This is a genomic window from Streptomyces sp. SDr-06 (assembly GCF_003324565.1).
Classification (GTDB): domain Bacteria; phylum Actinomycetota; class Actinomycetes; order Streptomycetales; family Streptomycetaceae; genus Streptomyces.
In genome coordinates this window covers 576,409-601,638 of record NZ_QOLA01000002.1, presented here as the reverse complement: position 1 = coordinate 601,638, position 25,230 = coordinate 576,409, and the positions used below count along the sequence as shown (strand labels likewise).

Below are 25,230 nucleotides of genomic sequence, written 5' to 3'. Positions count from 1 at the left end.
CGGGGAGGCACGCCCGTGCCTCCCCGGTCCCACTTCCACCCGTACGGGTGAGGTGTGCGACGAGCGCGCTACGACACCCGGCGAACGCCCTCGGCGAGCTCGGCCGCCAGTTCCCGTACGGCGGTGAGGCCCGCCGCGTGGTCGGGCGCGTCCAGCATGAGCTTGACGAAGGCCGAGCCCACGATCACGCCGTCGGCGAAGGCCGCGACCTCCTTGGCCTGGACCGCGTTCGAGACGCCGAGGCCCACGCAGACCGGGAGTTCGGTGGTGGCCCGGGTGCGGCGCACCAGGTCCTCGGCCGAGGCGCCGACCGACTCGCGGGTGCCCGTGACGCCCATCAGGGACGCCGCGTACACGAAGCCGGAACCGGCCGCCGTGATGGTGGCGAGGCGCTCGTCCCGGCTGCTCGGGGCGACCACGAAGACCGTGCCGAGGCCATGCTTCTCGGCGTGCTCGCGCCACAGGCCGGCCTCCTGGACCGGCAGGTCGGGCAGGATGCAGCCCGCGCCGCCCGCCTCGGCGAGCTCGGCGGTGAAGCGCTCGACGCCGTAGCGGTCGACCGGGTTCCAGTACGTCATGACCAGGACCGGCTTGCCGGTGGCGGCGTGGGCCTCGCGGACCGTGCGCAGCACGTCGGCGATCTTCACGCCGCCCTTGAGGGCGATGTCGTCGGCGGTCTGGATGACGGGGCCGTCCAGGACCGGGTCGCTGTGCGGGAGGCCGATCTCGACCACGTCGGCGCCGCCGTCGAAGACCGCCTTGGCGGCCTCGATGCCGCCGTCGACGGTCGGGAAGCCGGCCGGCAGGTAGGCGATGAGGGCGGCCCGGTCCTCCGCCTTCGCCCGCGCGAGGGTGTCGTCCAGCAGTCGTACGTTCCCGCTCACTTCGCGTCTCCCTCGATCTCGGCGAGGCCCGCGGCGTCGGCGGCCACCTCGGCGTCGGTGCCGTACAGGCCGAAGTAGCGCGCGGCGGTGTCCATGTCCTTGTCGCCGCGGCCGGACAGGTTGATCACGATCAGACCGTCCTCGCCGAGCTCCTTGCCGACGTCGAGCGCGCCCGCGAGCGCGTGCGCCGACTCGATCGCCGGGATGATGCCCTCGGTGCGCGAGAGCAGCCGCAGGGCCTGCATCGCCGCGTCGTCGGTGACCGCGCGGTACTCGCCGCGGCCGGTGTCCTTGAGGTAGGAGTGCTCGGGGCCGATGCCCGGGTAGTCCAGGCCCGCCGAGATGGAGTAGGGCTCGGTGATCTGGCCCTCCTCGTCCTGGAGGACGTAGGACCGCGAGCCGTGCAGGATGCCGGGCTCGCCGGCGGTCAGGGTGGCCGCGTGCTCACCGGTCTCCACGCCGTGACCGGCCGGCTCGCAGCCGATGAGGCGTACGGAGGCGTCCGGGATGAAGGCGTGGAACAGGCCGATCGCGTTCGAGCCGCCGCCCACGCAGGCCACCGCCGCGTCGGGCAGGCGCCCGGCGCGCTCCAGGATCTGGCGGCGGGCCTCGACGCCGATCACGCGGTGGAAGTCGCGCACCATCGCGGGGAAGGGGTGCGGTCCGGCGACCGTGCCGAACAGGTAATGGGTGCGGTCGACGTTGGCGACCCAGTCGCGGAACGCCTCGTTGATGGCGTCCTTGAGGGTGCGGCTGCCGGAGGCGACCGGGACGACCTCGGCGCCCAGCATGCGCATCCGGGCGACGTTCAGCGCCTGGCGCTGGGTGTCGATCTCGCCCATGTAGATGGTGCATTCGAGGCCGAACAGGGCGCAGGCGGTGGCGGTGGCGACGCCGTGCTGGCCCGCTCCCGTCTCCGCGATGACCCGGGTCTTGCCCATGCGCTTGGTGAGCAGCGCCTGGCCGAGCACATTGTTGATCTTGTGCGAGCCGGTGTGGTTCAGGTCCTCGCGCTTGAGGAAGACCCGGGCACCGCCCGCGTGCTCGGCGAACCGGGGCACCTCGGTCAGCGCGCTGGGGCGGCCGGTGTAGTTGACCATGAGGTCGTTGAGCTCGGCCGCGAAGGCGGGGTCGTGCTTGGCCTTGTCGTACTCGACGGCCACCTCGTCGACCGCGGCGACCAGCGCCTCGGGGATGAACTTGCCGCCATACGCGCCGAAGTACCCTTCGGCGCTGGGGACTTGACCCTGTGGGTCGGGTACGAAGAACTCGTTCTCGTGGGACATGCGGATACCTCGCGGGGGCGTTGGCGGCCCCGGGTCCTGGGTTGGCTGGTTGGCACGGGTGCGCCCAGGCGCCGCAGGTGATGAGGTGGAGACGCGACTTCAGACCGTCGTGGCTGGTCGCGCAGTTCCCCGCGCCCCTTGCGGGGCTCGGCTCATGCGGCGGTCGGGCCGCCGCGCCATCGCATGCCGTTGACCTGGCCGGGCTCCGAGCCGATCACGTACCGCACCCGCCGCCCGTGCACCCGGCGCGCCGGAGCGCGGCAGCCGCGGGGGCGGCAGCCGGGTGCGAGGCGGGAGTGGGGACTCCCCTGCTCGAACGACGTCGAGAGCGGGGGGACGAGGGACACGGGTCAGCTCCGCCCGTGGCGCAGGGCCGGGTGGGCGCCCGCGGCGACCAGGTCGGCGACGGCCGCGCGCGGGTCCTTGCCGGTGACCAGGGACTCGCCGACCAGCACGGCGTCGGCGCCCGCGTTGGCGTACGCGATGAGGTCGTGCGGGCCGCGGACGCCGGACTCGGCGATCTTGACGATGTGGTTCGGGATCTCCGGGGCGACCCGCTCGAAGGTGGTCCGGTCGACCTTGAGGTCCTTCAGGTTGCGCGCGTTGACGCCGATGATCCTGGCGCCCGCGTCGACCGCCCGCTCGACCTCGTCCTCGTCGTGCACCTCGACCAGCGGGGTCAGCCCGATCGACTCGGCGCGCTCGATCAGCGACACCAGGGCCGGCTGGTCCAGGGCGGCCACGATGAGCAGCGCGAGGTCGGCGCCGTGCGCGCGGGCCTCCCACAGCTGGTAGGCCGTGACGATGAAGTCCTTGCGCAGGACCGGGATGTCGACCTTGGCGCGGACGGCCTCCAGGTCGGCGAGGGAGCCCCCGAAGCGGCGCTGCTCGGTCAGGACGGAGATGACGGACGCGCCGCCCGCCTCGTAGTCGGCGGCGAGAGCGGCCGGGTCCGCGATGGCGGCGAGCGCGCCCTTGGAGGGGCTGGAGCGCTTGACCTCGCAGATGACCTTCACGCCGTCTCCGCGCAGGGCCGCGACGCCGTCGCGGGCCGCGGGCGCCTTGGCGGCGCGCTCCTTGAGCTCGTCGAGGCTGACACGCGCCTGCCGCTCTGCGAGGTCGGCGCGGACGCCGTCGATGATCTCGTCGAGCACACTCACGCGAGCGGCCCCCTTCCGGGACGGTGATGTCGGTCAGGACGAGGGTGACGCGCACGAGCGGTCACGATCAGCCATGACGATGGTATCCGCACCGGGGCGAACGGGTCGCATCCGGTTGACCGGCGTCCCAGCACGTGGGACGTCACCTGCGGGTTCGCCGATTACGTCAGGGGGCGAGCGCGGAGCCGAACGGCAGGTTCCGGACCACCGAGAACACCACCACGACCGATCCGATCAGCCACCACTGGCGGTCGCTCGGCGCGAAGCGCAGAGGCAGTCCCCGGGCCGAGCGGACGGCCCAGAGCACCCATCCGGCGGCGAAGAGCAGATAGCCGGCGACAGCCAGCGCGTTGGCGTGCAGGGCCGCGGCGAAGTGCCCGGTGATGAAGTCGTGCGCGCTGCGCAGCCCGCCGCAGCCCGGGCAGTACACCCCGGTGAGCCGGAACAGCGGGCAGACCGGGTAGTGGCCCGGCTGGTTCGGGTCGACCAGGCCCACGTACGCGAAGGCCGAGGCCACCGCGCCGAGCGTGCCCAGCGGCACGAGGAGCCTGCGGGCCGGGGTGTCCGCCGGGCGGGCCGGGGCGGGGTTCGGCTGGGCTGCGTCCACTGGGTGATTGTCCCCGTTCACATGGAAAGGCGCAGCCCGTCCGGGCTGCGCCTCGCGCGGTGGCGGTGGGCTCAGCCGGCCTGGGCCTCGAGATGGGCGCGCACCTTGGCGGCGGCGTCCTCGCGCATGCGGGCGATCTCGGGCGTGTCCTTGGGGGTGCCGAGGCCGGCCATCTTCATGACGCCGCCGACGACGGCGGCGATGCCGAGGAGTGCGATGCCGGCCCAGAAGCCCACCGGGTTGGCGGCCACTATGAAGACGCAGGTCACGCAGAATCCGATGAAGGCAATGATGACACCGGTCCAGGCTGCCGGGGTGTGGCCGTGGCCGCTCTTCGCCATGGGGGTTGCTCCTCGTAGGTGTTTCCGTGTTGTCGTCGTCATGGTCGGCGCCGGCCGTCGGCGCTTCGTGGCTGCCGGCGCTGTCGTCGAACCCGACGCTCGGTCCCATTGTCCCGCACCGCGGGCGATGCCCGAGTGCGGGGGTCAGCTCTCGCGCGTCGGGTCCTCGCCGCGGTCCAGCGCCTTCCAGAGTTCCTCGGGGCGCTCCGGGTCGGGCGCGGTGCGCGCCTTGCGCGGGCGGGGGGTGCCGTCGCGCTCGTAGCGGCCGCCCATCGCGGGCCACGCCGCGCCGAAGCGGAGCGCGAGGAGCCCGGCGAGTAGAAGCAGCACACCGCCCGCGACGGCGACGTAGGGCCAGCCGGTGTGGGTGAGGGCGTCGACCGTGGCGGCGGCGTCGCCGCTGGCCTTGGCCGCCTTCTCGTCCAGGGCGGCACTGTCGCCGACGCCGAGCCAGGCGGTCACCGCGGCGCCCGCGCCGCTGAGCGTGAGCAGCACGGCGACCAGGACGCGGCCCGCGCCGCGCACGGCGAAGACGGCCACCAGCGCGGCCAGACCGACGATCGCGAGGGCGGAGGGGACGCCGGTGATGTCGCCGCCGGAGGCCTTCAGCGGCAGCGCGCCACCGCCGACGGCGGCGTTGCCGTGCGCCCAGGTCTGCCCGGAGGCCATCAGGACGACGGCGGCGCCGACGGCGCCGGCGAGCAGTGCGGCGGCCAGGCTGCGGCGGCCGCCGCCGCGGGCGGACGGCGCGGCTGCTTCGGCACGGGGCTGGGGTACGGATGCGGCACTCACGTACTCCACTATCGCCTGCGCGCGGCCCGGCGCCGCACCCGGGGGCCGTGTCCTTGCCACGGCGGCGGGCCGCGGGGAACCAAGAGCGGGCAATCGAACGGCCATCGCCTGTCCCGGAACCACCCGTGAACTCTCCCCCAACGGGTCTCGAAGGCAAAGCGGCGATAGAGATTCCGGTCGGCGCCTTGTTGGCATGCCCGCATCACCCCTAGGTTCACCGCCGGTCCGTGCCGCGCACCACGCGGTACGGCCCGAACCGCGCACCCCCCACGGCTCCTGGTTCACCCACCACACGGAGGCAGTACGTTGCGCAGATCCCTCTCCCCCACCGCCCCGGCCGCCATCGTGGCCGCCACGGCGCTCGCCCTCGCGACTCCCCTCGCCCAGGCGGCCGCCCCCTCGCCCTCGGCACACGTCGCCATCGCCCGCTCCTGCGCGGCTCCCACGCGCGTGGACGACATGGCCTGCAAGGCGCTCAAGGTGACCGGCGGCAAGGTCGCGTCCGCCGACGCCGAGCGCGCGCTGACCGCCGCCGCCGCGCCCTCCGGCTACGGCCCCGCCTCGCTCCAGGCCGCCTACAAACTGCCGTCGTCGACGGCCGGTTCGGGCCGGACCGTGGCCATCGTCGACGCCTACGACGATCCCAAGGCCGAGTCCGACCTCGCGACCTACCGCGCGCAGTACGGGCTCGCGGCCTGCACCACGGCCAACGGCTGCTTCAGGAAGGTCGGCCAGAGCGGCACCTCCAAGCTGCCGCGCGCCGACGCGGGCTGGGCCGAGGAGATATCCCTCGACCTCGACATGGTCAGCGCGGCCTGCCCCAACTGCAAGATCCTGCTGGTCGAGGCCACCACCTCGTCCATGACCAACCTCGGCACCGCCGTGAACACCGCGGTGTCGCTCGGCGCGAAGTACGTCTCCAACAGCTACGGCGGCGGCGAGTCGTCCGCCGACTCCTCCTACGACACCACGTACTTCAACCACCCGGGCGTCGCGATCACCGTGAGCTCCGGTGACGGCGGGTACGGCGTGGAGTACCCGGCGGCCTCCCGCTATGTCACCGCCGTCGGCGGCACCTCGCTCAACACCGCCTCCAACAGCCGCGGTTGGACCGACAGCGTGTGGAGCGGCGCCGGTTCCGGCTGCTCCGGCTACGACGCCAAGCCGAGCTGGCAGAAGGACACCGGCTGCGCGAAGCGGACCGTCGCCGACGTCTCGGCGGTCGCCGACCCGCAGACCGGGGTCGCGGTCTACGACACCTACGGCCAGGACACCGGCTGGGAGGTGTTCGGCGGCACCAGCGCCTCCTCGCCGCTGATCGCCGCGGTGTACGCGCTGGCGGGCGCCCCGTCCCAGGGCTCCACGCCGGCCTCGTTCCCGTACGCCCACACCGGTTCGCTCAACGACGTGACGAGCGGCTCCAACGGCAGCTGCTCCCCGGCCTACCTGTGCCAGGGAGGCAGCGGCTACGACGGCCCGTCGGGGCTCGGCACCCCGAACGGGACCGCCGCGTTCACCGGCTGAGCCGGTTGGCCGTGTTGACGGCGCGCAGGACGGCGGCCGCCTTGTTGCGGCACTCGGCGTCCTCGGCCGCCGGGTCGGAGTCGGCGACCACGCCGGCTCCGGCCTGCACATACGCCGTGCCGTCCCGCAGCAGCGCGGTGCGGATGGCGATGGCGGTGTCGGAGTCCCCGGCGAAGTCGAGGTAGCCGACACAGCCCCCGTAGAGCCCGCGGCGGGTGGGTTCGAGCTCCTCGATGATCTGCATCGCACGGGGCTTGGGGGCGCCGGAGAGCGTGCCGGCCGGGAAGCAGGCCGTCAGGACGTCGAAGGCGGTGCGTCCCTCGGCGACCCGGCCGGTCACGGTCGACACGATGTGCATCACGTGCGAGTACCGCTCGATCGACATGAAGTCCACGACCTCCACCGAGCCGGGTTCGCAGACCCGGCCCAGGTCGTTGCGGCCGAGGTCGACGAGCATGAGGTGCTCGGCCCGCTCCTTGGGGTCGCCGAGCAGCTCGTCGGCAAGCGCCTGGTCGCGCTGTGGGGTGGCGCCGCGCGGCCGGGTCCCGGCGATCGGGTGGAGCATCGCCCGCCCGTCCTCGACCTTGACGAGCGCCTCGGGGCTGGAGCCGACGACGTCGAAGCCGTCGAAGCGGAACAGGTACATGTACGGCGACGGGTTGGTCGCCCGCAGTACCCGGTAGACGTCCAGCGCGCTTGCGCCGCACGGGGTTTCGAAGCGCTGCGAGGGCACCACCTGGAAGGCCTCGCCGGCCCGGATGCGCTCCTTGACGTCCTCGACGGCGTCCTGGTAGGCCGCCCCGCCCCACAGCGCCGTGTACGCGGGCAGTTCCGACTCGGGGAGCGCGACCGGCACGTACTCGGCGGGCTTCGCGAGGTCGGCCTGCATCGCGTCGAGCCGGGCCACGGCGTCCTCATACGCCTCGTCGACGCCGGTGTCGAGGTCGTTGTGGTTGATCGCGTTGGCGATCAGCAGGACCGAGCCGTCCCAGTGGTCGAGCACCGCGAGGTCGGAGGTGAGCAGCATCGTCAGCTCGGGCAGCTCCAGGTCGTCGCCCCCGTGCTCGCCGATCCGCTCCAGGCGGCGCACGATGTCGTAGCCGAGGTAGCCGACCATGCCGCCGGTGAAGGGTGGCATGCCCGCGACCAGGTCGCGCGGCGTGTGCAGGGCCTCGACGGTGGCCTTCAGGGCCGCCAGAGGATCACCCGAAGTGGGGACGCCGACCGGCGGCGTGCCGATCCAGTGGGCCTCGCCGGCACGGACGGTGAGGGTCGCGGCGGAGCGTACGCCGACGAAGGAGTACCGCGACCAGGTGCCCCCATCCGCGGATTCCAGCAGGAAGGTGCCGGGCCGCTCGGCGGCGAGCTTGCGGTAGAGGCCCACCGGGGTGTCGCCGTCCGCGAGCAGGCGGCGGTGGACCGGGATGACCCGGCGGTCGACGGCGAGCTTGCGGAAGGTGTCCAGGTCCATGTCGGCTACTTCCCGAGGTCGAGTACGTCGGCGTCGAAGCAGGTGCGCTCGCCGGTGTGGCAGGCGGCGCCGACCTGGTCGACCTTGACCAGGACCGTGTCCGCGTCACAGTCCAGGGCGACCGACTTCACGTGCTGGACGTGCCCGGAGGTGTCCCCCTTGACCCAGTACTCCTGACGGCTGCGCGACCAGTACGTGCAGCGGCCGGTGGTCAGCGTGCGGTGCAGGGCCTCGTCGTCCATCCACCCGAGCATGAGCACCTCGCCGGTGTCGTACTGCTGGGCGATGGCCGGGACCAGACCATCCGCGCCCCGCTTGAGGCGGGCGGCGATGGCGGGGTCGAGATTGCTGGTCATGCCCCCATTCTGCCGTGACCGCGAGGGCTCCCGGGCGGTGCGTCCACTGTCCGGACGACCCGGGCGGCCGTACCCTGGCGGACATGTCGACCCATGCCAAGCGTGAACGGCTTCTGCTCGCCGACCTGTTGGAGGCGGCGGGCCCCGAGGCACCGACCCTCTGCGAGGGCTGGACGGCCCGCGAACTCGCGGCCCATGTCGTGGTGCGCGAGCGGCGCCTCGACGCGGCGGGCGGGATCGTGATCCCGGCCCTGAAGAACCGCCTCGACCGGGTCCAGGCGGAATTCGCCGCGAAGCCGTACGAGGAACTGATCCAGCTGATCCGCACCGGCCCGCCGAAGTACTCCCCGTACAACCTCAAGCAGGTCGACGAGGGCGCCAACGCGGTGGAGTTCTACGTGCACGCCGAGGACGTCCGCCGGGCCCAGCCGGACTGGACGCCCCGCGAGCTCGATCCGGTGTTCGCGGACGCCCTGTGGTCCCGGCTGGAGAAGGCGGCCCGGATGATGGGCCGCAAGTCCCCGGTGGGCATCGTGCTGCGCCGCCCGGACGGCCAGACGGCGGTGGCGCACAAGGGCACCCCGGTGGTGACGGTCACCGGCGAGCCGGGCGAGCTCACCCTGTTCGCATACGGCCGCCAGGAGGCGGCCCAGGTCGACATCGAGGGGGACAAGGACGCGTCGGCGCGGGCGCTGGAGGCGAAGCTCGGGATCTAGCGGCCGTCCGTCAGGGAAGTTCGGCGCGGCGGAGGTGGCCGGAGAGCAGTCCGGCGACCGCCCCCGCCGCGCACACGCCCGCGCTGGCCAGGAACACCGGGGTGGTGCCCCAGGCGCCGATCGCGGCGCCCGCGAGCGGATAGCCGAGCGGCGCGATGCCCATCGTGAACAGGGAGGCGACCGCGGTGACCCGGCCGAGGTAGGCGGGGTCCGTCGCGATCTGGATCAGCGCCCCGCACAGGGCCCCGCTCAGCCCGGCGAGCAGCCCGATGAACACCCCGGCGACGGCGGCGAGGGCCACCGAGGGCGCGTACGCGAGACCCGCTGTGGCGCTCGCGCCGCCGAGCAGCGACACCGGCAGGACGAGCCCGGCGCGGGGGATCCGGCCGCGTACCGACAGGAGCAGGGACGCGGCCCCCGCGCCCGCCCCGAACGCCGCGACGATCCCTCCCATGCCGGCCGCGCCCCAGCCCCGCTCGCGCGCGAGCAGGGTGAGCCCGATGTTGAGCGGGGCGGCGAAACCCAGCTCGCCGACGGCTATGACCAGCATCAGCGGGGCCAGCAGCGGGTGGCGGCGGATGTGGCGGAGCCCGTCGGTGAGCTCCCGCAGCGGGGGCTCCTTCGCCTTCCGGTCGTCTGCGGGGAGGCGGGCGATGCGGACGCGCACCAGCAGCACGGTCGAGACGGCGAACAGCGCGCCCGCCACGGCGAAGGTGGCCGCGGTCCCCCCGAGCGCCACGGCGAGCCCGCCGAGCGGCGCCCCGGTGATGTTGGCGATCCGCGCGGCGAGGCCCTTGAGCCCCTGCACCCGGGCGAGTTCGCCGGGGCCGGTGATCCTGGGCGGCAGCGCGCCGATCGCGGGCAGCAGCACCGCGTCCACGGCGCCGAAGACCAGCGCCAGCACGATCAGGAGCCACAGTGCAGGCCCCGTCAGGAGCAGGGTCGCGGCCATGCCCAGGATGATCAGGCTGCGCGCGGCGTCGCTGCCGATGACGACCCGGCGCGGCCCGAACCGGTCGGCGACCACTCCCCCGCCGAGCATCAGGAGCGCCCGCGGCACGGCCCCGACCGCGAGCACGAGCCCGGCCTGCCCCGGGCTCCCGGACCGGGCCGCGGCCCAGGCCAGTGCCATGTAGTACACGCTGTCGCCGACGAGCGAGGAGGTGTACGCGGCGAGCCACCGCAGTACGTTGCCGTCCCGGTGGGCGGGGCGGGCGGGGGCGGGCGGTATGAGGGTGGTGGACACGGTGTGCCTCTCAGACGCGGAAGGGGAAGCCGCTGAGGTGGACCGCCACGTGTTCGCGGCCCTCGGTGTCACCGGCCGCCGCCGCGGCCTCGCCGCGCTCCTTGAAGCGGCCGAGAACGGCACCCAACTCCTGGTCCAGCTCCTTGAGTTCGGCCGCCGTGAGCGAGGCCATGTACTCACCGCTGAAGGCGGCCTGGTTCCACTCGGGGCTCCAGGCGGACTGGGCGTCCAGGTACCCGCGGTGCAGTTCGGCGCGCTGGTCCAGGAGGAGCCGGGTCACCGCCTGGTGCACGGCCACCCGCTCGGGCGCGCCCTCGAAGTCCGCCCGGCCGTACGTGATCCCGTCCGAGGTCGGCCGCCACCACCGCTCGCGCCCGTCCCTGCCCTGCGCCTCGGCCTCCTCGATCAGGCCGTGGGCGGCGAGCTTGCGCAGGTGGTAGCTGACGAGCGAGACCGCCTCGTCGACCTGGTCGGCCAGCTGGGACGCGGTGGCCGTACGGGCGATGTAGAGCGCGCGGTAGAGCTTCATGCGCAGGGGGTGGCCGAAGGCCTTGAGGGTGCCTACGTCCGTGATCCGGCGGTTGCCCTGGGATGCCATGGCACCGAGCGTAGACGGGAAAGAAATGTTGCGCAATAAAAGTTGCGCAACTTCCGCTGCACATCTCGGCACGGAAAAGGGCCCGGCACGCGCGACGCGTGCCGGGCCCCTGAGGGAGCGGGGTTCAGCGGACCGGGTGGCCCGCCACCCTCAACGTGTCCTTGACCTCCGCGATGCGCAGGTCGCCGAAGTGGAAGACCGAGGCGGCCAGGACCGCGTCCGCGCCCGCCTCGATCGCCGGCGGGAAGTGGTCGAGACGGCCCGCGCCGCCCGAGGCGATCACCGGGACGGTGACGTGGCGGCGGACCGCCGCGATCATCTCGGTGTCGTAGCCGTCCTTCGTGCCGTCCGCGTCCATCGAGTTGAGCAGGATCTCCCCCGCCCCCAACTCGGCCGCCCGGTGCGCCCATTCGACCGCGTCGATGCCCGTGCCCGTGCGGCCGCCGTGGGTGGTGACCTCGAAGGAGCCGGACTCGGTGCGGCGGGCGTCGACCGACAGGACGAGCACCTGGCGGCCGAAGCGCTCCGCGATCTCGCGGATCAGGTCGGGGCGGGCGATGGCGGCCGTGTTCACGCCCACCTTGTCCGCGCCCGCGCGCAGCAGCTTGTCGACGTCGTCCGCGCTGCGCACGCCGCCGCCCACGGTGAGCGGGATGAAGACCTGCTCGGCGGTGCGGCGCACCACATCGTAGGTGGTCTCCCGGTTGCCCGAGGACGCCGTGATGTCGAGGAAGGTCAGCTCGTCCGCGCCCTCGGCGTCGTACAGCTTGGCCATCTCGACCGGGTCGCCCGCGTCGCGCAGGTTCTGGAAGTTGACACCCTTGACGACCCGGCCGTTGTCCACGTCCAGGCAGGGAATCACGCGTACCGCGAGCGTCATGATGCCGAACTCCTCCGGTACGCCTCGACCTCGACCTCGACGACCAGGCTCGGGTCGACGAAGCCGGACACGATCAGCATCGAGGCCGCCGGACGCACATCGTCGAACAGCTCCTTGTGGGCGCGGCCCACATCGTCCACATCCCGGGCATGGGTGATGTACATACGGGTGCGGACCACGTCCTCACGGCCCAGGCCCAGGGACTCCAGCGCCTTGACAGCGACCCCGAACGCGGCGACCGCCTGCTCGTAGGGGCCGCCCTCGTCGATGCGGCCGCCCGCCACGGACGTGCAACCGGCCACCAGGACAAGGCCGTTGGGGAGCTCCACGGCGCGGGAGTAGCCGAAGCGCTCCTCCCAGGGGGCGTCGGAGGAGACCTTGCGGATCTCGTCGCTCATGCCGAGACCGCCTTGAGCGCCTCTTCCAGCGTGAAGGCCTTCGCGTAGAGGGCCTTTCCGACGATGGCGCCCTCGACGCCGACCGGCACCAGCTCGGCGATGGCCCGCAGGTCGTCGAGCGAGGAGACGCCGCCCGAGGCGACGACCGGCTTGTCCGTCGCGGCGCAGACGTTCTTCAGGAGCTCCAGGTTCGGGCCCTGGAGCGTGCCGTCCTTGGCGATGTCGGTGACGACGTAGCGCGCGCAGCCCTCGGCGTCCAGGCGCGCCAGGGTCTCGTACAGGTCGCCGCCGTCGCGGGTCCAGCCGCGGCCGCGCAGCGTGGTGCCGCGCACGTCCAGGCCGACCGCGATCCGGTCGCCGTACTCGGCGATGACCTTGGCGACCCACTCGGGGGTCTCCAGGGCGGCGGTGCCGAGGTTGACACGGGTGCAGCCGGTGGCGAGCGCGGCCGCCAGGGAGGCGTCGTCGCGGATGCCGCCGGACAGCTCGACCTTGACGCCGTCACCCGCGAGGCTCCCGGCGACCTCGGCGATCAGCGCGCGGTTGTCACCGGTGCCGAACGCGGCGTCGAGGTCGACCAGGTGCAGCCACTCGGCGCCGGCGCTCTGCCAGGCGAGGGCCGCCTGAAGGGGCGAGCCGTAGGAGGTCTCGGAGCCGGACTCGCCGTGCACCAGGCGCACGGCCTGGCCGTCGCGGACGTCGACGGCGGGAAGGAGTTCGAGCTTGGCAGCCATCACAGGGTTCCGATCCAGTTGGTCAGCAGCTGGGCTCCGGCTTCGCCGGACTTCTCGGGGTGGAACTGGGTGGCCCACAGCGCACCGTTCTCCACCGCGGCGACGAACGGCTCGCCATGGGTGGCCCAGGTGACCCGGGGCGCACGGATCTTGGGGTTGGTGACTTCCAGGCTCCAGTCGTGCACGGCGTAGGAGTGCACGAAGTAGAAACGGGCCTCGGTGTCCAGGCCCGCGAACAGCTCGCTGTCCTCGGGGGCCTTCACCGTGTTCCAGCCCATGTGGGGCACGATCGGCGCGTTCAGCGGCTCGACCACGCCGGGCCACTCGTCGAGGCCCTCGGTCTCCACGCCGTGCTCGATGCCGCGCTCGAAGAGGATCTGCATGCCGACGCAGATGCCCATCACGGGGCGCCCGCCCGACAGGCGGCGGCCCACGATCCAGTCGCCGCGGGCGTCGCGCAGGCCCTTCATGCAGGCGGAGAAGGCGCCGACGCCGGGCACGAGCAGCCCGTCGGCGTTCATGGCCCGGTCGTAGTCGCGGGTGATCTCCACGTCGGCGCCGACGTGGGCCAGGGCCCGCTCGGCGGACCGGACGTTGCCGAACCCGTAGTCGAAGACGACGACCTTCTTGGCGGATGCGCTCATGACCAGACGTCCAGTCGCAGGATGCCGGCGGCGAGGCACATGGCGGCGCCGATGGACAGGAGCACGATCAGGCTCTTCGGCATGCCCTGCTTGACGAAGGAGATGACTCCGCCGATCAGGAAGAGGCCGACCACGATCAGGATGGTGTTGAGACCGTTCATGCTTACAGGGCACCCTTGGTGGAAGGAAGGATTCCGGCAGCGCGCGGGTCACGCTCGCTGGCGTAGCGCAGCGCCCGGGCGAGCGCCTTGAACTGACACTCCACGATGTGGTGCGCGTTGCGCCCGTACGGTACGTGAATGTGCAGCGCGACCTGCGCCTGCGCGACGAAGGACTCGAAGATGTGCCGGGTCATCGTCGTGTCGTACTCGCCGATCATCGGCGCCATGTTCTCGGGCTCGGTGTGCACGAGGTAGGGGCGGCCCGACAGGTCGACGGTCACCTGGGCGAGGGACTCGTCGAGCGGCACGGTGCAGTTGCCGAAGCGGTAGATGCCCACCTTGTCGCCGAGCGCCTGCTTGAAGGCGGCGCCGAGCGCGAGCGCGGTGTCCTCGATGGTGTGGTGGCTGTCGATGTGCAGGTCGCCGTCGGTCTTGACCGTGAGGTCGAACAGGCCGTGCCGGCCGAGCTGGTCGAGCATGTGGTCGTAGAAGCCGACCCCGGTCGACACGTCGACCTTTCCGCTGCCGTCGAGGTCGATCTCGACGAGGACGGAGGTCTCCTTGGTGGTGCGTTCCACTCTGCCAACGCGGCTCATGCGCTCTGCTCCTTGTTGAGTTGACGGACCGCGTCGAGGAACGCGTCGTTCTCGGCCGGGGTGCCGGCGGTGACCCGCAGCCACCCCGGTACCCCGTTGTCCCGGACCAGGACGCCCCGGTCGAGGATCCGCTGCCAGGCGGTGTGGCTGTCGTCGAAGCGGCCGAACTGGACGAAGTTGGCGTCCGACGCGGTCACCTCGAAGCCGATCGCGCGCAGCTCCGCGACCAGCCGGTCCCGCTCCCGCTTGAGCTGCTCGACGTAGCCGAGCAGGGTGTCGGTGTGCTCCAGGGCGGCCAGCGCGGTCGCCTGGGTGACGGCGGACAGGTGGTACGGCAGGCGCACGAGCTGCACGGCGTCCACCACCGCAGGGTGCGCCGCGAGGTATCCCAGGCGCAGCCCGGCCGCGCCGAAGGCCTTCGACATGGTCCGCGAGACGACCAGGTTCGGGCGGCCCTCGATAAGCGGGAGCAGCGAGTCGCGGTGGCTGAACTCCACGTACGCCTCGTCCACGATCACGATCGACGGCTTGGCCGCCTGGGCCGCCTCGTACAGCGCGAGGACCGTCTCGGCGGTGACCGCGGTGCCCGTCGGGTTGTTGGGCGAGGTGATGAAGACGACGTCCGGCGCGTGCTCGGCGATGGCCCGCTCGGCCGCCGCGAGGTCGATGGTGAAGTCCTCGTCGCGCGGCCCCGGGATCCAGCCGGTGCCGGTGCCGCGGGCGATCAGGGCGTGCATCGAGTACGAGGGCTCGAAGCCGATCGCGGTGCGGCCGGGGCCGCCGAAGGTCTGGAGCAACTGCTGGATGACCTCGTTGGAGCCGTTGGCGGCCCACACGTTCTCGACCGCGACCGGGTGCTTGCCGGTGCGGGTGAGGTACTTGGCCAGCTCGGTGCGGAGCTCCACCGCGTCGCGGTCGGGGTAGCGGTTGAGGTTCCTGGCCGCCTCGCGGACCCGCTCGGCGATCCGCTCGACGAGCGGCTCGGGCAGCGGGTACGGGTTCTCGTTGGTGTTCAGCTGGACCGGGGTGTCCAACTGGGGCGCGCCGTAAGGGGACTTGCCGCGCAGCTCGTCCCGTACGGGCAGGTCGTCGATGCCGAGGTTCGCGGTCACTTCTGCGGCACCTTCCACTCGAAGCGCGCCTTCAGGGCGGCTCCGTGCGCGGGCAGGTCCTCGGCCTCGGCCAGGGTCACCACGTGGTGGGTGACCTCGGCGAGCGCGTCGCGCGTGTAGTCGACGATGTGGATGCCGCGCAGGAAGGACTGGACGGACAGGCCCGAGGAGTGGCAGGCGCAGCCGCCGGTCGGCAGCACGTGGTTGGAGCCGGCGCAGTAGTCGCCGAGCGAGACCGGGGCCCAGGGGCCGACGAAGATCGCGCCCGCGTTGCGGACCCGGTTGGCCACGGCCGCGGCGTCGGCGGTCTGGATCTCCAGGTGCTCCGCGCCGTACGCGTCGACGACCTTGAGGCCGTCTTCGAGCGAGTCGACCAACACGATCGCGGACTGGCGCCCGGCCAGCGCCGGCTTGATCCGGTCCTCGACGTGCTTGGTGGCGGCGACCTGCGGCTCCAGCTCCTTCTCGACCGCTTCGGCGAGCGCGAGGGAGTCGGTGACCAGGACGGCCGCGGCGAGCGGGTCGTGCTCGGCCTGGCTGATCAGGTCGGCGGCCACGTGCACCGGGTCGGCGGTGTCGTCGGCGAGGACGGCGATCTCGGTCGGGCCCGCCTCGGTGTCGATGCCGATGCGGCCGGTGAAGTAGCGCTTGGCGGCGGCCACCCAGATGTTTCCAGGGCCGGTCACCATGTTCGCGGGCGCACATCCGTCGGGCCCCGAGGTGCCGTAGGCGAACATCGCGACGGCCTGGGCGCCGCCGACCGCGTACACCTCGTCGATGCCGAGCAGCGCGCAGGCCGCGAGGATCGTGGGGTGCGGCAGCCCGCCGAACTCCTTCTGCGGCGGCGACGCGAGCGCGATGGAGCCGACGCCCGCCTCCTGCGCCGGGACCACGTTCATGATCACGGACGAGGGGTAGACCGAGCGGCCGCCCGGCGCGTACAGCCCGACGCGCTCGACCGGCACCCACTTCTCGGTCACGGAGCCGCCGGGCACGACCTGGGTGGTGTGGGCGTCGCGGCGCTGGCTGCGGTGGACGATCCTGGCCCGCCGGACGGACTCCTCCAGAGCCGCCCTGACCTGCGGGTCGAGCCGCGCCAGTGCTTCCTTGAGCGCCTCGGCGGGCACCCGCACCCGATCGAGGCGCACGCCGTCGAACCTCTCCGCGTACTCGATGAGCGCCGCCGTGCCGCGATGATGCACGTCCTCGCAGATGGGCCGCACCTTCTCCAGGGCGGCTTCCACGTCGAACTCGGCACGGGGCAGCAGGTCGCGCAGGGCGCCACCCTCGGGGAGGGTGTTGCCGCGCAGATCGATTCGGGAGATCACGTATCCAATTCTCTCAGACGGCTCCGGAGCACTGGACGCCTGTATCAGTGGCTGATACGCAACCCGGGCGTCACCCGCTGTCACCCATGACCACTAGCGTTCCTCCTGTCAGGGTGGACGGCGAGGGGGACGGCATTGACCGAAGCGCCCGATCTCGGGGAGGCACCGGACTGGCTCAGTCCGGCGGAGCTGGGCATGTGGCAGGCCTTCCGCAACGGCAGTACCTACGATCTGCGCACCCGCAATCCGGTACGCGACGATCCGTTCGCGGCGCGCCCCTGGGGGCCCGAGCGCAGCGTGCGGGCGCGGGTGGTGGCGCTGCTGCTGCTCAGCGGGCCGCCCGCGCTGCCGGGCCGGGTCGCGGCGCTGAAGCTCACCGGGGTGCAGATCACCGGCACGCTCAACCTGTCCGGCGGCACCGTCACGCCGTACGTCGAGCTGAACAACTGCCGGTTCGAGAACGAACTCCTGCTGCCCGAGGCCCACTTCACCACGGTCCGCATGGTGAGCTGCGCGATTCCGCGGCTCGAGGCCGCCCGGCTGACCACCGAAGGGGATCTGCACCTGCCGCGCTGCCGGGTCGCGGGCGGCATCCGGCTGACCGACGCGCACATCGGCACCGATCTGCTGCTGAGCCAGGCCGTGGTGCACGGCGACCGCAACGCCCGCTCGATCGCCGCCGACGGCCTCTCGGTCGCGCAGGACCTCCAGGCCGATCTGATCGAGTCGTACGGGGAGCTGAGCCTGCGCGCCGCGAAGGTCGGCGTGACGCTGAGCCTGCGCGGCAGCAGGCTGATCAACCCGGACGGCCAGCGGGCGCTGAACGCGCCGCAGCTGATCGTCGAACGCACCCTGTATCTGACGTCGGCGGCCGTCTACCCGAGCGGCGTCCAGTCGGGCACCACCCCGCCGTACGGGACGAACTACACCAACACGCCCGTGCGGGGCACCCTGATCCAGCCGTTCGAATGCCGGGGCGGTCTCCGCCTGGACGACGGGCGGTTCGGGGACGCGGTGGACCTCGCACAGTCCCGGATCGCCATGAACGACTCCCAGGAGCTGTCGTTGCGCCGGATCCAGACCCCGGAGCTGCGCTTCACCGGGCAGCGTTCGGAGCGCGGCAAGGTGGTGCTGTCCGGGGCCCGGGTCGGCAACCTCGTCGACATGGCGGACAGCTGGCCGGGGCCGGGCCACCTCACGATGAACGGGTTCGCCTACGAGACCCTCATCCCGATCGGCACCTTCACGCTGGCCGAGCGGCTGGACTGGGTGACGGCGGCGACGCCGGAGTACGCGCCCGAACCGTACGAGCGGCTCGCCGCCGTGCTGCGGGGCAGCGGCGAGGACGCGGACGCGCGCGAGGTGCTGCTCGCCAAGCAGCGCAGGCGCCGCGAGACGCTGCCGCTGGCGGCGAAGGCGTGGGGGGTGCTCCAGGACCTCACGGTGGCGTACGGCTACCGGCCGGGCCGGGCCGCGCTGTGGATGGCGGTTCTATGGGCGGCGGGCACCCTCGCCTTCTCGCACTACGATCCGCAGCCGATCAAGGCCGACGAGCACCCCGAGTGGAACGCCGCGCTCTACGCGCTCGACCTCCTCATCCCGGTGGTCAACCTCGGCCAGGACGGCTACTGGAAGCTGACCGGCGCCTGGCAGTGGGCGGCGGCCCTGCTGATCATGCTGGGCTGGATCCTGGCGACCACCGTGGCGGCGGGCGCCTCCCGGCTGCTGCGGAGGGGGTGAGGCGACGGGCTCCCGGGGGCGGCCCGCAGGGTTTTCGCGGGCTCCGCGCGAGGTCTTCACGGGCTCCGCGCGAGGGCGTCACTGGCCGAATTTGCCGGGCCTTGACCTCGCGCCGTACAACCCTCACCACCGATACAGAAGCTTCACAGCGGCCCCCTGGCGCCGCCCCCACCTGCGGATTTCAATGGTCCACACCATGACTTTCGTATCCGCGCTGATCCGCACCGCACGGCGGGCCAGGCACACGCCCCTTCTGGCCACGGGTCTGCCCGATGGCCGGGAAGTGCTGCTGGATGCTCCCGACGCCCGGCTCGCTCCCGCGCTGGTCTCGGCCGCGCTCGGCGAGTACGAGGCGGCGGCGAAGCTCCTCGCCACCACCCGCGAGCTGGCCGAGTGGGAGAACCGCGACCGCTACACCGTGCGGCTCGCGGCCTTCGCGCTCTGCAGACCGGACTGGCTCGCCGACTGGCTGGCGCACGCGCCCCGCGACCCGGACGCGCTGCTGGTCAAGGCGGAGCTCGCGATCGTCCGGGCCTGGGGCTCGCCCGCCCGGGCCGAGCGGCTGCGCGAGGTGGCGCCGCTGATCCACTCGGCGGCCGAGGCCGACCCGTCCGACCCGGTGCCCTGGCGGATCGCGCTCGACCACGCCCGGGGCACCCATGCGCCCCACACCGTTTTCGAGGAACTGTGGGGCGAGGCCATACGGCGATCCTCGCACCACTACGGCTGCCATGTGGCGGCACTCCAGTACCTCTCCGCCCAGTGGTACGGCTCGCACCGCGAGTGCTTCGACTTCGCGGAACGGGCCGCCGAGGACTCCCTGCCGGGCTCCCTGATCCGGGCGCTCCCGGCCCGCGCGGCCTTCGCCTACCTGGTGGGCGGCGCGGGCCACACCATCCCGTACGAGCGGATCGACGCGGCGGCCAACCACGGCATCGAGCTGTCCGCCGCCTACGAGCCGGGCGACCCCTGGCCGGCCGAGGTCCGCAACCTGCTCGCCTACGTCCTGGTGGTCCGCCGGCGCTGGCCGGAGGCGCTGGAGGAATTCCGGCGCATCGGGCCGTATGCCACGTCTTTCCCGTGGCTGCATCTCGCCGCCGACCCGCTGGGGCAGTTCCTCGAACTGCGCGAGTTCGTACGAACCGAGGTCGCCGCGGGCATGCCGTGGGGGCGGGACCGCCAGAAGGCCGGACGCGCCCGGTCCGGCGGCCATTACGCTTGAGCGTTGTGACCACCGCACGCCTCCCACTCTTCCCGCTCAACTCGGTCCTGTTCCCCGGCCTCGTCCTGCCGCTGAACATCTTCGAGGAGCGTTATCGCGCCATGATGCGCGATCTGCTGAAGACCGGCACCGACGCCTCCGGCCCCACCGGATCCGGCGGCGAGGCCGGTGACGAGCCGCGCCGTTTCGCCGTCGTGGCGATCCGGGACGGCCGGGAGGTCGCCCCGACCGCCCCCGGGCTCCCCGACCAGACCGCGCAGCCCGAGAAGGGCCCGGCAGCCGGCTTCGGCCCCGACCCGGTCCAGGCCTTCCACCGGGTCGGCTGCATCGCGGACGCGGCCACCATCCGGGAGCGCCCGGACGGCAGCTTCGAGGTACTGGCCACCGGCACCACCCGGATCCGCATCCTGTCGGTCGACGCGAGCGGGCCGTATCTGACGGCCGAGTACGAGGAGATCCCCGAGGAGCCCGGCGAGGAGGCGGGCGCGCTCGCCGAGGGCGTGCTGCGGGCCTTCCGCTCGTACCAGAAGCGGCTCGCGGGGGCCCGGGAGCGCTCCCTGGCCGGCACCACCGACCTCCCGGACGAGCCGTCGGTGGTCTCCTACCTGGTCGCCGCGGCCGCCGTCCTGGACGTCCCGGCCAAGCAGCGCCTGCTCCAGGCGCCCGACACGGCGACCCGGCTGCGCGAGGAACTCCAGCTGCTGCGCGCGGAGACCGCGGTCATCCGCCACCTGCCCTCGCTCCCGGCGGTGGAACTGACGCGCGCCCCGACCAGCCCCAACTGACCGAGCGGAGAGCCGAGTTGGCCAAGAAGAAGCAGCAGAGCGGGGGCACCCCGGCGACGGTGGCCCTGACCGCGGCGGGCACCGCGTTCACCGTGCACGCCTACGAGCACGACCCGTCGTCGGCCTCGTACGGGGAGGAGGCGGCCGAGGCCCTCGGGGTGACTCCGGACCGCGTCTTCAAGACGCTGGTCGCCGACGTGGACGGCGAGCTGACGGTGGCGGTGGTGCCGGTGGCCGGCTCGCTCGACCTCAAGGCGCTGGCCTCGGCGGTCGGCGGCAAGCGCGCGGCGATGGCCGACCCGGCCGCGGCCGAGCGCACCACCGGCTATGTGCGCGGCGGCATCTCCCCGCTGGGCCAGCGCAAGAAGCTGCGCACGGTCCTGGACGACTCGGCGTCCGCGCACGCCACGATCTGCGTCTCGGCGGGGCGCCGGGGCCTGGAGGTCGAGCTGTCCCCCGCCGATCTGGCGGCCCTCACCGGAGCCCTGCTCGCCCCCATCGGGCGCGTTTAGGGTCTCGACGTACCTCTCGTCCTCGACTAGAACCCGAGGGCGGGAGGTACGCCCATGTCGAAGCGGACCCGCAAGCGGAAGTGGCGCGTCAGGAAGGGCCGGGCCAACCACGGGAGGCGCCCGGCCTGATCCTCGGTCAGCGGTCGGCCGAGTCCGGCTCTCCCGGTCCCGGGTCCAGCGGCGGCATGTGCCACACCGGATCCGGGTCGCGGGGGCCGAACAGCGCGGTCAGGCCCAGGTGGACGGCCATGGCGGCGATCGGCCAGGCCAGCAGCGCGCCCTTCGCGTCGAGCTTGAGCGGAGCGTCGAACGTGACGCCCTTGCCGGCCGCCTTCGCCGCGGCCACCACGTCCTGGTTCGGGCCGAGCCAGACGCCCAGCCGCCAGGCCAGCACCGAGCCGAGCAGCGCGCCGACCGCGAGGCCGACGACCAGGGCGATGCCGCCCTGCTTGCGGAACAGGAAGACCGCGGCGGCGCTGAGCACGCCGAGCCCGAGCGCGATCAAGATGAACGTTCCATCACCACCGATCGCCTCCTCCCCCTCGGTGTCCTTGAGGAAGACGGCCTTGTCGTCGGCGACGAGCGGCACCCTCGGCGCCAGCCACAGCCACAGCAGTCCGAGCGCCACTCCGGCCAGGGTCACCACGAGGGCGACGAGCACCGCGTCCCGCAGATCCTTCTTCATGGCGGGCGCCTCCTCGACGGGCCCGGGGTGGGAGCCCCCGGAGTGCGTCTGCCGCGGGTCGTTGCCCGGGGGCTGCTGATGGGGCGGTGTCAGAGGTGCGGTCACCCTGACATCGTGCCAGGCGTGTCTGTGCGCTGCCTCACCGGACCGCCGCCCGACGGTAGGCCCACGCGGCCACGGCCAGCGAGACGACGCCGACGGCGGCGCACACCCCGAGGTCGAGCCCGACGACGCCCCAGTCGGGGTGCGCGTCGAAGGCCCGCGCGAAGGCCTCCACGCCGTAGGTGGAGGGCAGCAGATCACGTGCGTACGCGATGGGCCCGGGCATGCGGCCGGCCGGGAGCACGCCGAGCAGCAGCGCCGCCGACATCCCCAACTGGCCGAAGAGCGTGGCGAGTTCCTGGCGCGGGGCGAGCAGCCCGAGCGCCGCGCCGAGCCCGGAGAGCGCGGCTCCGGCGAGCGGGACGACCGCCGCGAGGATCCACAGGTGCGCCATCGGGAGCCCGAACAGGACGCAGCCGAACACCGCGGTGACGGCGGTGCCGGGCACGGTGAAGGAGGCGTACGCGGCGGCCGTGCCGAGCACCACCGAGGCGGGCGGCACGGGCAGCGTCGCGTAGTGGTCGAGGCCGCCGCCGGAGCGCAGCTGGCCGAAGTACTGGGCGAGCAGGTTGAGCGCGACGAAGGCGACGACGAGCACGCTGGATCCGGCGACCACGGCCCGCGCCTCGCTCCCGCCGTCGACCACGCCCCGCATCAGGATCATGATGCCGACGGACTGGAAGGTCGCGACGAAGAGCAGCGGGATCCGGGCCACCCGGGCCCGCGAGAGCTGGGCGCGGTAGACGGCGGCGAGCGCGGGCAGCAGCCGGGCGCGGGGGGCGAGCGGCGCGGCGTGCGCGGCCTCCGGCCGCTCGGCGGTCCCGCTCGCCGGGGCGCGGCCGCCCACGGCCTCCACGCTGCTCTCCAGAGGAATGGCGCTCACGCCTTCACCAGCCCTTCCGTGCGGCCGCCGAGGGCGAGGTAGACGTCTTCGAGGCTCGGCGTGGCCAGGGTGAAGTCGTCGAGGGCGGCGAAGGCGGGGCCGCCGGTGACGGTGGCGACGGCGGCGCGGGCCCGCTCGGGGCTGAGCCGCAGGGTCCAGCGCCGTCCCGATTCCTGGGCCGCGGCGCGCAGCGCGGCGACCTCGGGGACCTCGACGGGGGCGCGGTCGCGCCAGACGAGCTCGACCCGCACCTCGTCGGCGACCCGGGCCTTGAGTCCCGCCGGGGTGTCGCAGGCGATGACCCGGCCGCGTTCGATCACGGCGACCCGGTCGAGCACGGTCTCGGCCTCGATGACGTTGTGCGTGACGAGGAGCACGGTCGCGCCGCGCTCGGCCCGGCGCCGGTCGACGGCGGCCCACACGGCCCGGCGGGCCACCGGGTCCATGCCGGTGGTGGGCTCGTCCAGGACCAGCACGGGACGCTCGCCGACGAGGGCGGCGGCGAAGCAGGCGAGGCGGCGCTGGCCGCCGGAGAGCTTCTTCAGGGGCCGCCCGGCGATCTCGTCGAGGCCCAGCTCGGCGAGGACGGCGTCGCGTTCGGCGCGGGCGGCGCGCAGGGTGAGTCCGCGCAGCCGGCCGGTGGTCTCGGCGGCCAGCGCCACGGTCAGCTCGTCGAGCGCGGTGGACTCCTGGCCGAGGTGGGCGATGAGGCGGGCGGCGCGCTCGGGGTGGCGCACCAGGTCGTGCCCCAGCACGTCGACGGAGCCGGAGTCGGGCCGCATGAGCCCGGTCAGCTGGCGTACGAGGGTGGACTTGCCGGCGCCGTTGGGGCCCAGCAGTCCGAAGATCTCGCCGCGGTTCACCTCCAGGCTGATGCCGTCGGTGGCCCGGACCTCGGGCGTACCGGGCGCACCGCGCCTGCCCCGCGTCGCGGGGTACGTCTTGACCAGGCCCCGCACCGTGCAAACGGTGCCGGCCCGCGCCGCTGCTGTGCCGGTACTCACGGGGAACGAGCCTAAGGGGTCGAAGGACCCTTCCGACCCCGGGGGCGGTGCCGAGCCGCCCCCGGCCGGGGTGCTACTCCCCTGCCGGCTGGCGCTCGGCGGCCGCGCGGACGTCGATCTCGCGCCAGAAGCCGGCCCGGATCGCGTACCGGTCGTGCTCGTCGATCTGGTCGTCCTTGTGCGCGAGGAGCCCGAAGCGGGCGGCGTAGCGCAGGAGTTCACCGTCGATGCGGTGCGGGATGCGCGGGTACATGGTGGACAGCTTCTGTACGTGCGAGGGCTCGGGGAGCCGTTCCATCCAGCGCCGCGCGAAGACCTGGCCCACTTCGTAGGGGTCGCCGCCGACGGTGGTGATGTCCTCCTCGCGGTCGGCCCAGCGCTGCTCGGCGCTGGTGAGCTGGGCCAGCGTCGGCAGGGAGGCCGTCTCGGGGGACTCGCCGAGCGCCGAGCCGGGGCGCTCCACCCAGCCCTTGTCGGAGGACCAGCGCAGGGTGGCCGACGCGGGCGGGGGCGCGGCGGGCGCGGCGCCGGGCCCGCGCAGGGAGGCGAGGTCCTTCGGTGTCGGTACGCCCTTGACGCCGCTCGGGGCGGGCACCGACGCGCCGTTCTCGCTGGGGGCCTCGGCGGGCGCCGTGCCGTTGCGCACGGCCGCCGCCTGGGCCTCGGCGGCCCGCTCGGCGGAGGCGGCGAGCGCCGACTCGGGCAGCGGCGCGGAGAGGATGGCGGCGATCTCGGGGCGGGGTGCGGGGGCCGGGGCGCAGATCCCGGTGAGGTCCCGGGCCCGGACGGCCTGGGTGATCCAGGCGCGGTCGAGCACCCGGCGCTCGTCGGCCTCGGCGACCAGGTCCTCGGACTGGTTGTAGTCGCCGTCGGCGGCCTGCACGGCCCACAGGTGCACGGCGACGCCGTGTTCCTTGGCGGACATCAGGCCGGGCAGCAGATCGCCGTCGCCGGTCACCAGGACCACGTCCGAGCAGGCGCGGTTGCGGGCCAGTTCGGTCAGCTCGGCGTGCATCGCGGCGTCCACGCCCTTCTGCGCCCAGCGGCCGTCGCTGCGGGTCAGCGCGCCGAGCCTGACCGTCACCCTGGGCATCACGCGCAGCCGGCGGTGCTCGGGCTGCGGCACCCGGTCGGGGGCGCCGTCGAACCAGTAGATGCGCAGCAGCGGCTGCTGGGTGTCCGCCTCGGCGCGCTCGCGGAGCCCCTGGATCAGGGCGGCGTGGTCGACGGTGATGCGGGAACGGGCCGGTTCTCCGGCGAGCAGACTCGCGGCGGCACCGAGCAGGTAGCCGGCATCCACCAGGACGACGCAGCGGTCCATGCGTTCCACCCTCTTTCGGGAACGGAAAAGCCGAAGAAAAAGAAATCAGAAGCGGGGTGCGGGAGATCACCGAATGAACTTCGGGGTTCCTTCGAGTCTGCCCGACCGCGCAAGGCTTGAGCACCGGAACTCGATCATCGGC

The 25,230-nt window shown here is 73.1% G+C and carries 29 protein-coding genes; 6 read left to right on the top strand and 23 right to left on the bottom strand.

Going from position 1 to position 25,230, the window contains the following annotated elements; translation table 11 throughout:
- Nucleotides 1–68 precede the first annotated feature (68 nt).
- From trpA to DT019_RS07055, 7 genes are all read right to left on the bottom strand, one after another.
- Nucleotides 69–884 (bottom strand): tryptophan synthase subunit alpha, encoded by an 816-nt coding sequence (gene trpA, locus DT019_RS07080; protein ID WP_114035769.1) that lies wholly within the window; start codon nt 882–884, stop codon nt 69–71.
- On the bottom strand, nt 881–2,170 hold the full coding sequence (gene trpB / locus DT019_RS07075; protein WP_114035768.1) for a tryptophan synthase subunit beta: 1,290 nt from the start codon (nt 2,168–2,170) through the stop codon (nt 881–883). The genes trpA and trpB overlap by 4 nt, the downstream gene beginning before the upstream one ends.
- 152 nt (nt 2,171–2,322) lie before the next feature.
- Entirely contained in the window at nt 2,323–2,517 is a 195-nt protein-coding gene (gene trpM / locus DT019_RS07070; protein WP_114035767.1) for a tryptophan biosynthesis modulator TrpM, read from the bottom strand.
- A 3-nt stretch (nt 2,518–2,520) separates the two neighbouring features.
- Nucleotides 2,521–3,330 (bottom strand): indole-3-glycerol phosphate synthase TrpC, encoded by an 810-nt coding sequence (gene trpC, locus DT019_RS07065; RefSeq protein ID WP_114035766.1) that lies wholly within the window; start codon nt 3,328–3,330, stop codon nt 2,521–2,523.
- Nucleotides 3,331–3,496: 166 nt separating this feature from the next.
- Nucleotides 3,497–3,937, bottom strand: a complete 441-nt coding sequence (locus tag DT019_RS40150) for a DUF2752 domain-containing protein (RefSeq protein ID WP_223279333.1) — start codon at nt 3,935–3,937, stop codon at nt 3,497–3,499.
- A gap of 71 nt (nt 3,938–4,008) precedes the next feature.
- Nucleotides 4,009–4,278 (bottom strand): HGxxPAAW family protein, encoded by a 270-nt coding sequence (locus tag DT019_RS40145; RefSeq protein WP_223279332.1) that lies wholly within the window; start codon nt 4,276–4,278, stop codon nt 4,009–4,011.
- A gap of 144 nt (nt 4,279–4,422) precedes the next feature.
- Complete coding sequence (locus tag DT019_RS07055) at nt 4,423–5,079, bottom strand: TIGR02234 family membrane protein (RefSeq protein ID WP_114035764.1); 657 nt, start codon at nt 5,077–5,079, stop codon at nt 4,423–4,425.
- Nucleotides 5,080–5,376: 297 nt separating this feature from the next.
- Between DT019_RS07055 and DT019_RS07050 the strand changes: the two genes are divergently transcribed.
- Nucleotides 5,377–6,594, top strand: a complete 1,218-nt coding sequence (locus DT019_RS07050) for a S53 family peptidase (protein WP_114035763.1) — start codon at nt 5,377–5,379, stop codon at nt 6,592–6,594.
- Here the strand turns inward: DT019_RS07050 and DT019_RS07045 are convergent.
- Nucleotides 6,584–8,065: an anthranilate synthase component I gene (locus DT019_RS07045; RefSeq protein ID WP_114035762.1), complete on the bottom strand. Its 1,482-nt coding sequence runs from the start codon at nt 8,063–8,065 to the stop codon at nt 6,584–6,586. The genes DT019_RS07050 and DT019_RS07045 overlap by 11 nt on opposite strands.
- 5 nt (nt 8,066–8,070) lie before the next feature.
- A complete protein-coding gene (gene hisI, locus DT019_RS07040) occupies nt 8,071–8,421 on the bottom strand; it encodes a phosphoribosyl-AMP cyclohydrolase (protein WP_114035761.1) in 351 nt (116 codons plus the stop codon).
- A gap of 83 nt (nt 8,422–8,504) precedes the next feature.
- On the opposite strand from hisI, the gene DT019_RS07035 reads away from it, so the two are divergent.
- Nucleotides 8,505–9,137 carry a TIGR03085 family metal-binding protein gene (locus DT019_RS07035; RefSeq protein WP_114035760.1) on the top strand — a complete coding sequence of 211 codons (633 nt, stop codon included), beginning with the start codon at nt 8,505–8,507 and terminating at the stop codon, nt 9,135–9,137.
- A 10-nt stretch (nt 9,138–9,147) separates the two neighbouring features.
- On the opposite strand, the gene DT019_RS07030 is transcribed toward DT019_RS07035, so the two are convergent.
- The 10 genes from DT019_RS07030 to hisD all read right to left on the bottom strand — a co-directional run bounded on the left by DT019_RS07030 (nt 9,148) and on the right by hisD (nt 16,834).
- Nucleotides 9,148–10,383: an MFS transporter gene (locus DT019_RS07030; protein WP_114035759.1), complete on the bottom strand. Its 1,236-nt coding sequence runs from the start codon at nt 10,381–10,383 to the stop codon at nt 9,148–9,150.
- Nucleotides 10,384–10,393: 10 nt separating this feature from the next.
- Entirely contained in the window at nt 10,394–10,981 is a 588-nt protein-coding gene (locus DT019_RS07025; RefSeq protein ID WP_114035758.1) for an ArsR/SmtB family transcription factor, read from the bottom strand.
- A 124-nt stretch (nt 10,982–11,105) separates the two neighbouring features.
- The gene (hisF, locus tag DT019_RS07020) at nt 11,106–11,861 is read right to left on the bottom strand and encodes an imidazole glycerol phosphate synthase subunit HisF (protein WP_114035757.1); all 756 of its coding nucleotides are present in this window, start codon (nt 11,859–11,861) and stop codon (nt 11,106–11,108) included.
- On the bottom strand, nt 11,858–12,259 hold the full coding sequence (locus tag DT019_RS07015; RefSeq protein ID WP_114035756.1) for a RidA family protein: 402 nt from the start codon (nt 12,257–12,259) through the stop codon (nt 11,858–11,860). The genes hisF and DT019_RS07015 overlap by 4 nt, the downstream gene beginning before the upstream one ends.
- Complete coding sequence (gene priA / locus DT019_RS07010) at nt 12,256–12,993, bottom strand: bifunctional 1-(5-phosphoribosyl)-5-((5-phosphoribosylamino)methylideneamino)imidazole-4-carboxamide isomerase/phosphoribosylanthranilate isomerase PriA (protein WP_114035755.1); 738 nt, start codon at nt 12,991–12,993, stop codon at nt 12,256–12,258. The genes DT019_RS07015 and priA overlap by 4 nt, the downstream gene beginning before the upstream one ends.
- Nucleotides 12,993–13,637 carry an imidazole glycerol phosphate synthase subunit HisH gene (gene hisH / locus DT019_RS07005; RefSeq protein WP_114035754.1) on the bottom strand — a complete coding sequence of 215 codons (645 nt, stop codon included), beginning with the start codon at nt 13,635–13,637 and terminating at the stop codon, nt 12,993–12,995. Before hisH ends, priA begins: the two co-directional genes overlap by 1 nt.
- A complete protein-coding gene (locus DT019_RS39435; protein WP_189389242.1) occupies nt 13,634–13,798 on the bottom strand; it encodes a hypothetical protein in 165 nt (54 codons plus the stop codon). Before DT019_RS39435 ends, hisH begins: the two co-directional genes overlap by 4 nt.
- A 2-nt stretch (nt 13,799–13,800) precedes the next feature.
- Nucleotides 13,801–14,394 (bottom strand): imidazoleglycerol-phosphate dehydratase HisB, encoded by a 594-nt coding sequence (gene hisB / locus DT019_RS07000; RefSeq protein WP_114035753.1) that lies wholly within the window; start codon nt 14,392–14,394, stop codon nt 13,801–13,803.
- Nucleotides 14,391–15,506 (bottom strand): histidinol-phosphate transaminase, encoded by a 1,116-nt coding sequence (locus DT019_RS06995; RefSeq protein ID WP_114035752.1) that lies wholly within the window; start codon nt 15,504–15,506, stop codon nt 14,391–14,393. Before DT019_RS06995 ends, hisB begins: the two co-directional genes overlap by 4 nt.
- Nucleotides 15,503–16,834, bottom strand: a complete 1,332-nt coding sequence (hisD, locus tag DT019_RS06990) for a histidinol dehydrogenase (protein ID WP_114035751.1) — start codon at nt 16,832–16,834, stop codon at nt 15,503–15,505. The genes DT019_RS06995 and hisD overlap by 4 nt, the downstream gene beginning before the upstream one ends.
- Before the next feature lie 135 nt (nt 16,835–16,969).
- Here hisD and DT019_RS06985 point away from each other — a divergent pair, with 135 nt between their 5' ends.
- The 4 genes from DT019_RS06985 (at nt 16,970) to ybaK (ending at nt 21,093) form a co-directional block, all read left to right on the top strand.
- Entirely contained in the window at nt 16,970–18,574 is a 1,605-nt protein-coding gene (locus DT019_RS06985; RefSeq protein WP_114035750.1) for an oxidoreductase, read from the top strand.
- 184 nt (nt 18,575–18,758) lie between these two features.
- Complete coding sequence (locus DT019_RS06980; protein ID WP_114035749.1) at nt 18,759–19,796, top strand: hypothetical protein; 1,038 nt, start codon at nt 18,759–18,761, stop codon at nt 19,794–19,796.
- 5 nt (nt 19,797–19,801) lie between these two features.
- Nucleotides 19,802–20,581: an LON peptidase substrate-binding domain-containing protein gene (locus DT019_RS06975; protein WP_114035748.1), complete on the top strand. Its 780-nt coding sequence runs from the start codon at nt 19,802–19,804 to the stop codon at nt 20,579–20,581.
- 17 nt (nt 20,582–20,598) lie between these two features.
- Nucleotides 20,599–21,093, top strand: coding sequence for a Cys-tRNA(Pro) deacylase (ybaK, locus tag DT019_RS06970; protein WP_114035747.1), 495 nt, complete (start codon nt 20,599–20,601; stop codon nt 21,091–21,093).
- A gap of 136 nt (nt 21,094–21,229) precedes the next feature.
- Here the strand turns inward: ybaK and DT019_RS06965 are convergent, their stop codons facing one another.
- The 4 genes from DT019_RS06965 to DT019_RS06950 form a co-directional block, all read right to left on the bottom strand.
- Entirely contained in the window at nt 21,230–21,883 is a 654-nt protein-coding gene (locus DT019_RS06965; protein ID WP_114035746.1) for an ABC transporter permease, read from the bottom strand.
- Between the two features lie 34 nt (nt 21,884–21,917).
- Nucleotides 21,918–22,727 (bottom strand): ABC transporter permease, encoded by an 810-nt coding sequence (locus DT019_RS06960; protein ID WP_223279351.1) that lies wholly within the window; start codon nt 22,725–22,727, stop codon nt 21,918–21,920.
- Between the two features lie 32 nt (nt 22,728–22,759).
- Nucleotides 22,760–23,767: an ABC transporter ATP-binding protein gene (locus tag DT019_RS06955; RefSeq protein WP_114035744.1), complete on the bottom strand. Its 1,008-nt coding sequence runs from the start codon at nt 23,765–23,767 to the stop codon at nt 22,760–22,762.
- 73 nt (nt 23,768–23,840) lie between these two features.
- Nucleotides 23,841–25,088 (bottom strand): NYN domain-containing protein, encoded by a 1,248-nt coding sequence (locus DT019_RS06950; RefSeq protein WP_114035743.1) that lies wholly within the window; start codon nt 25,086–25,088, stop codon nt 23,841–23,843.
- Nucleotides 25,089–25,230 lie beyond the last annotated feature (142 nt).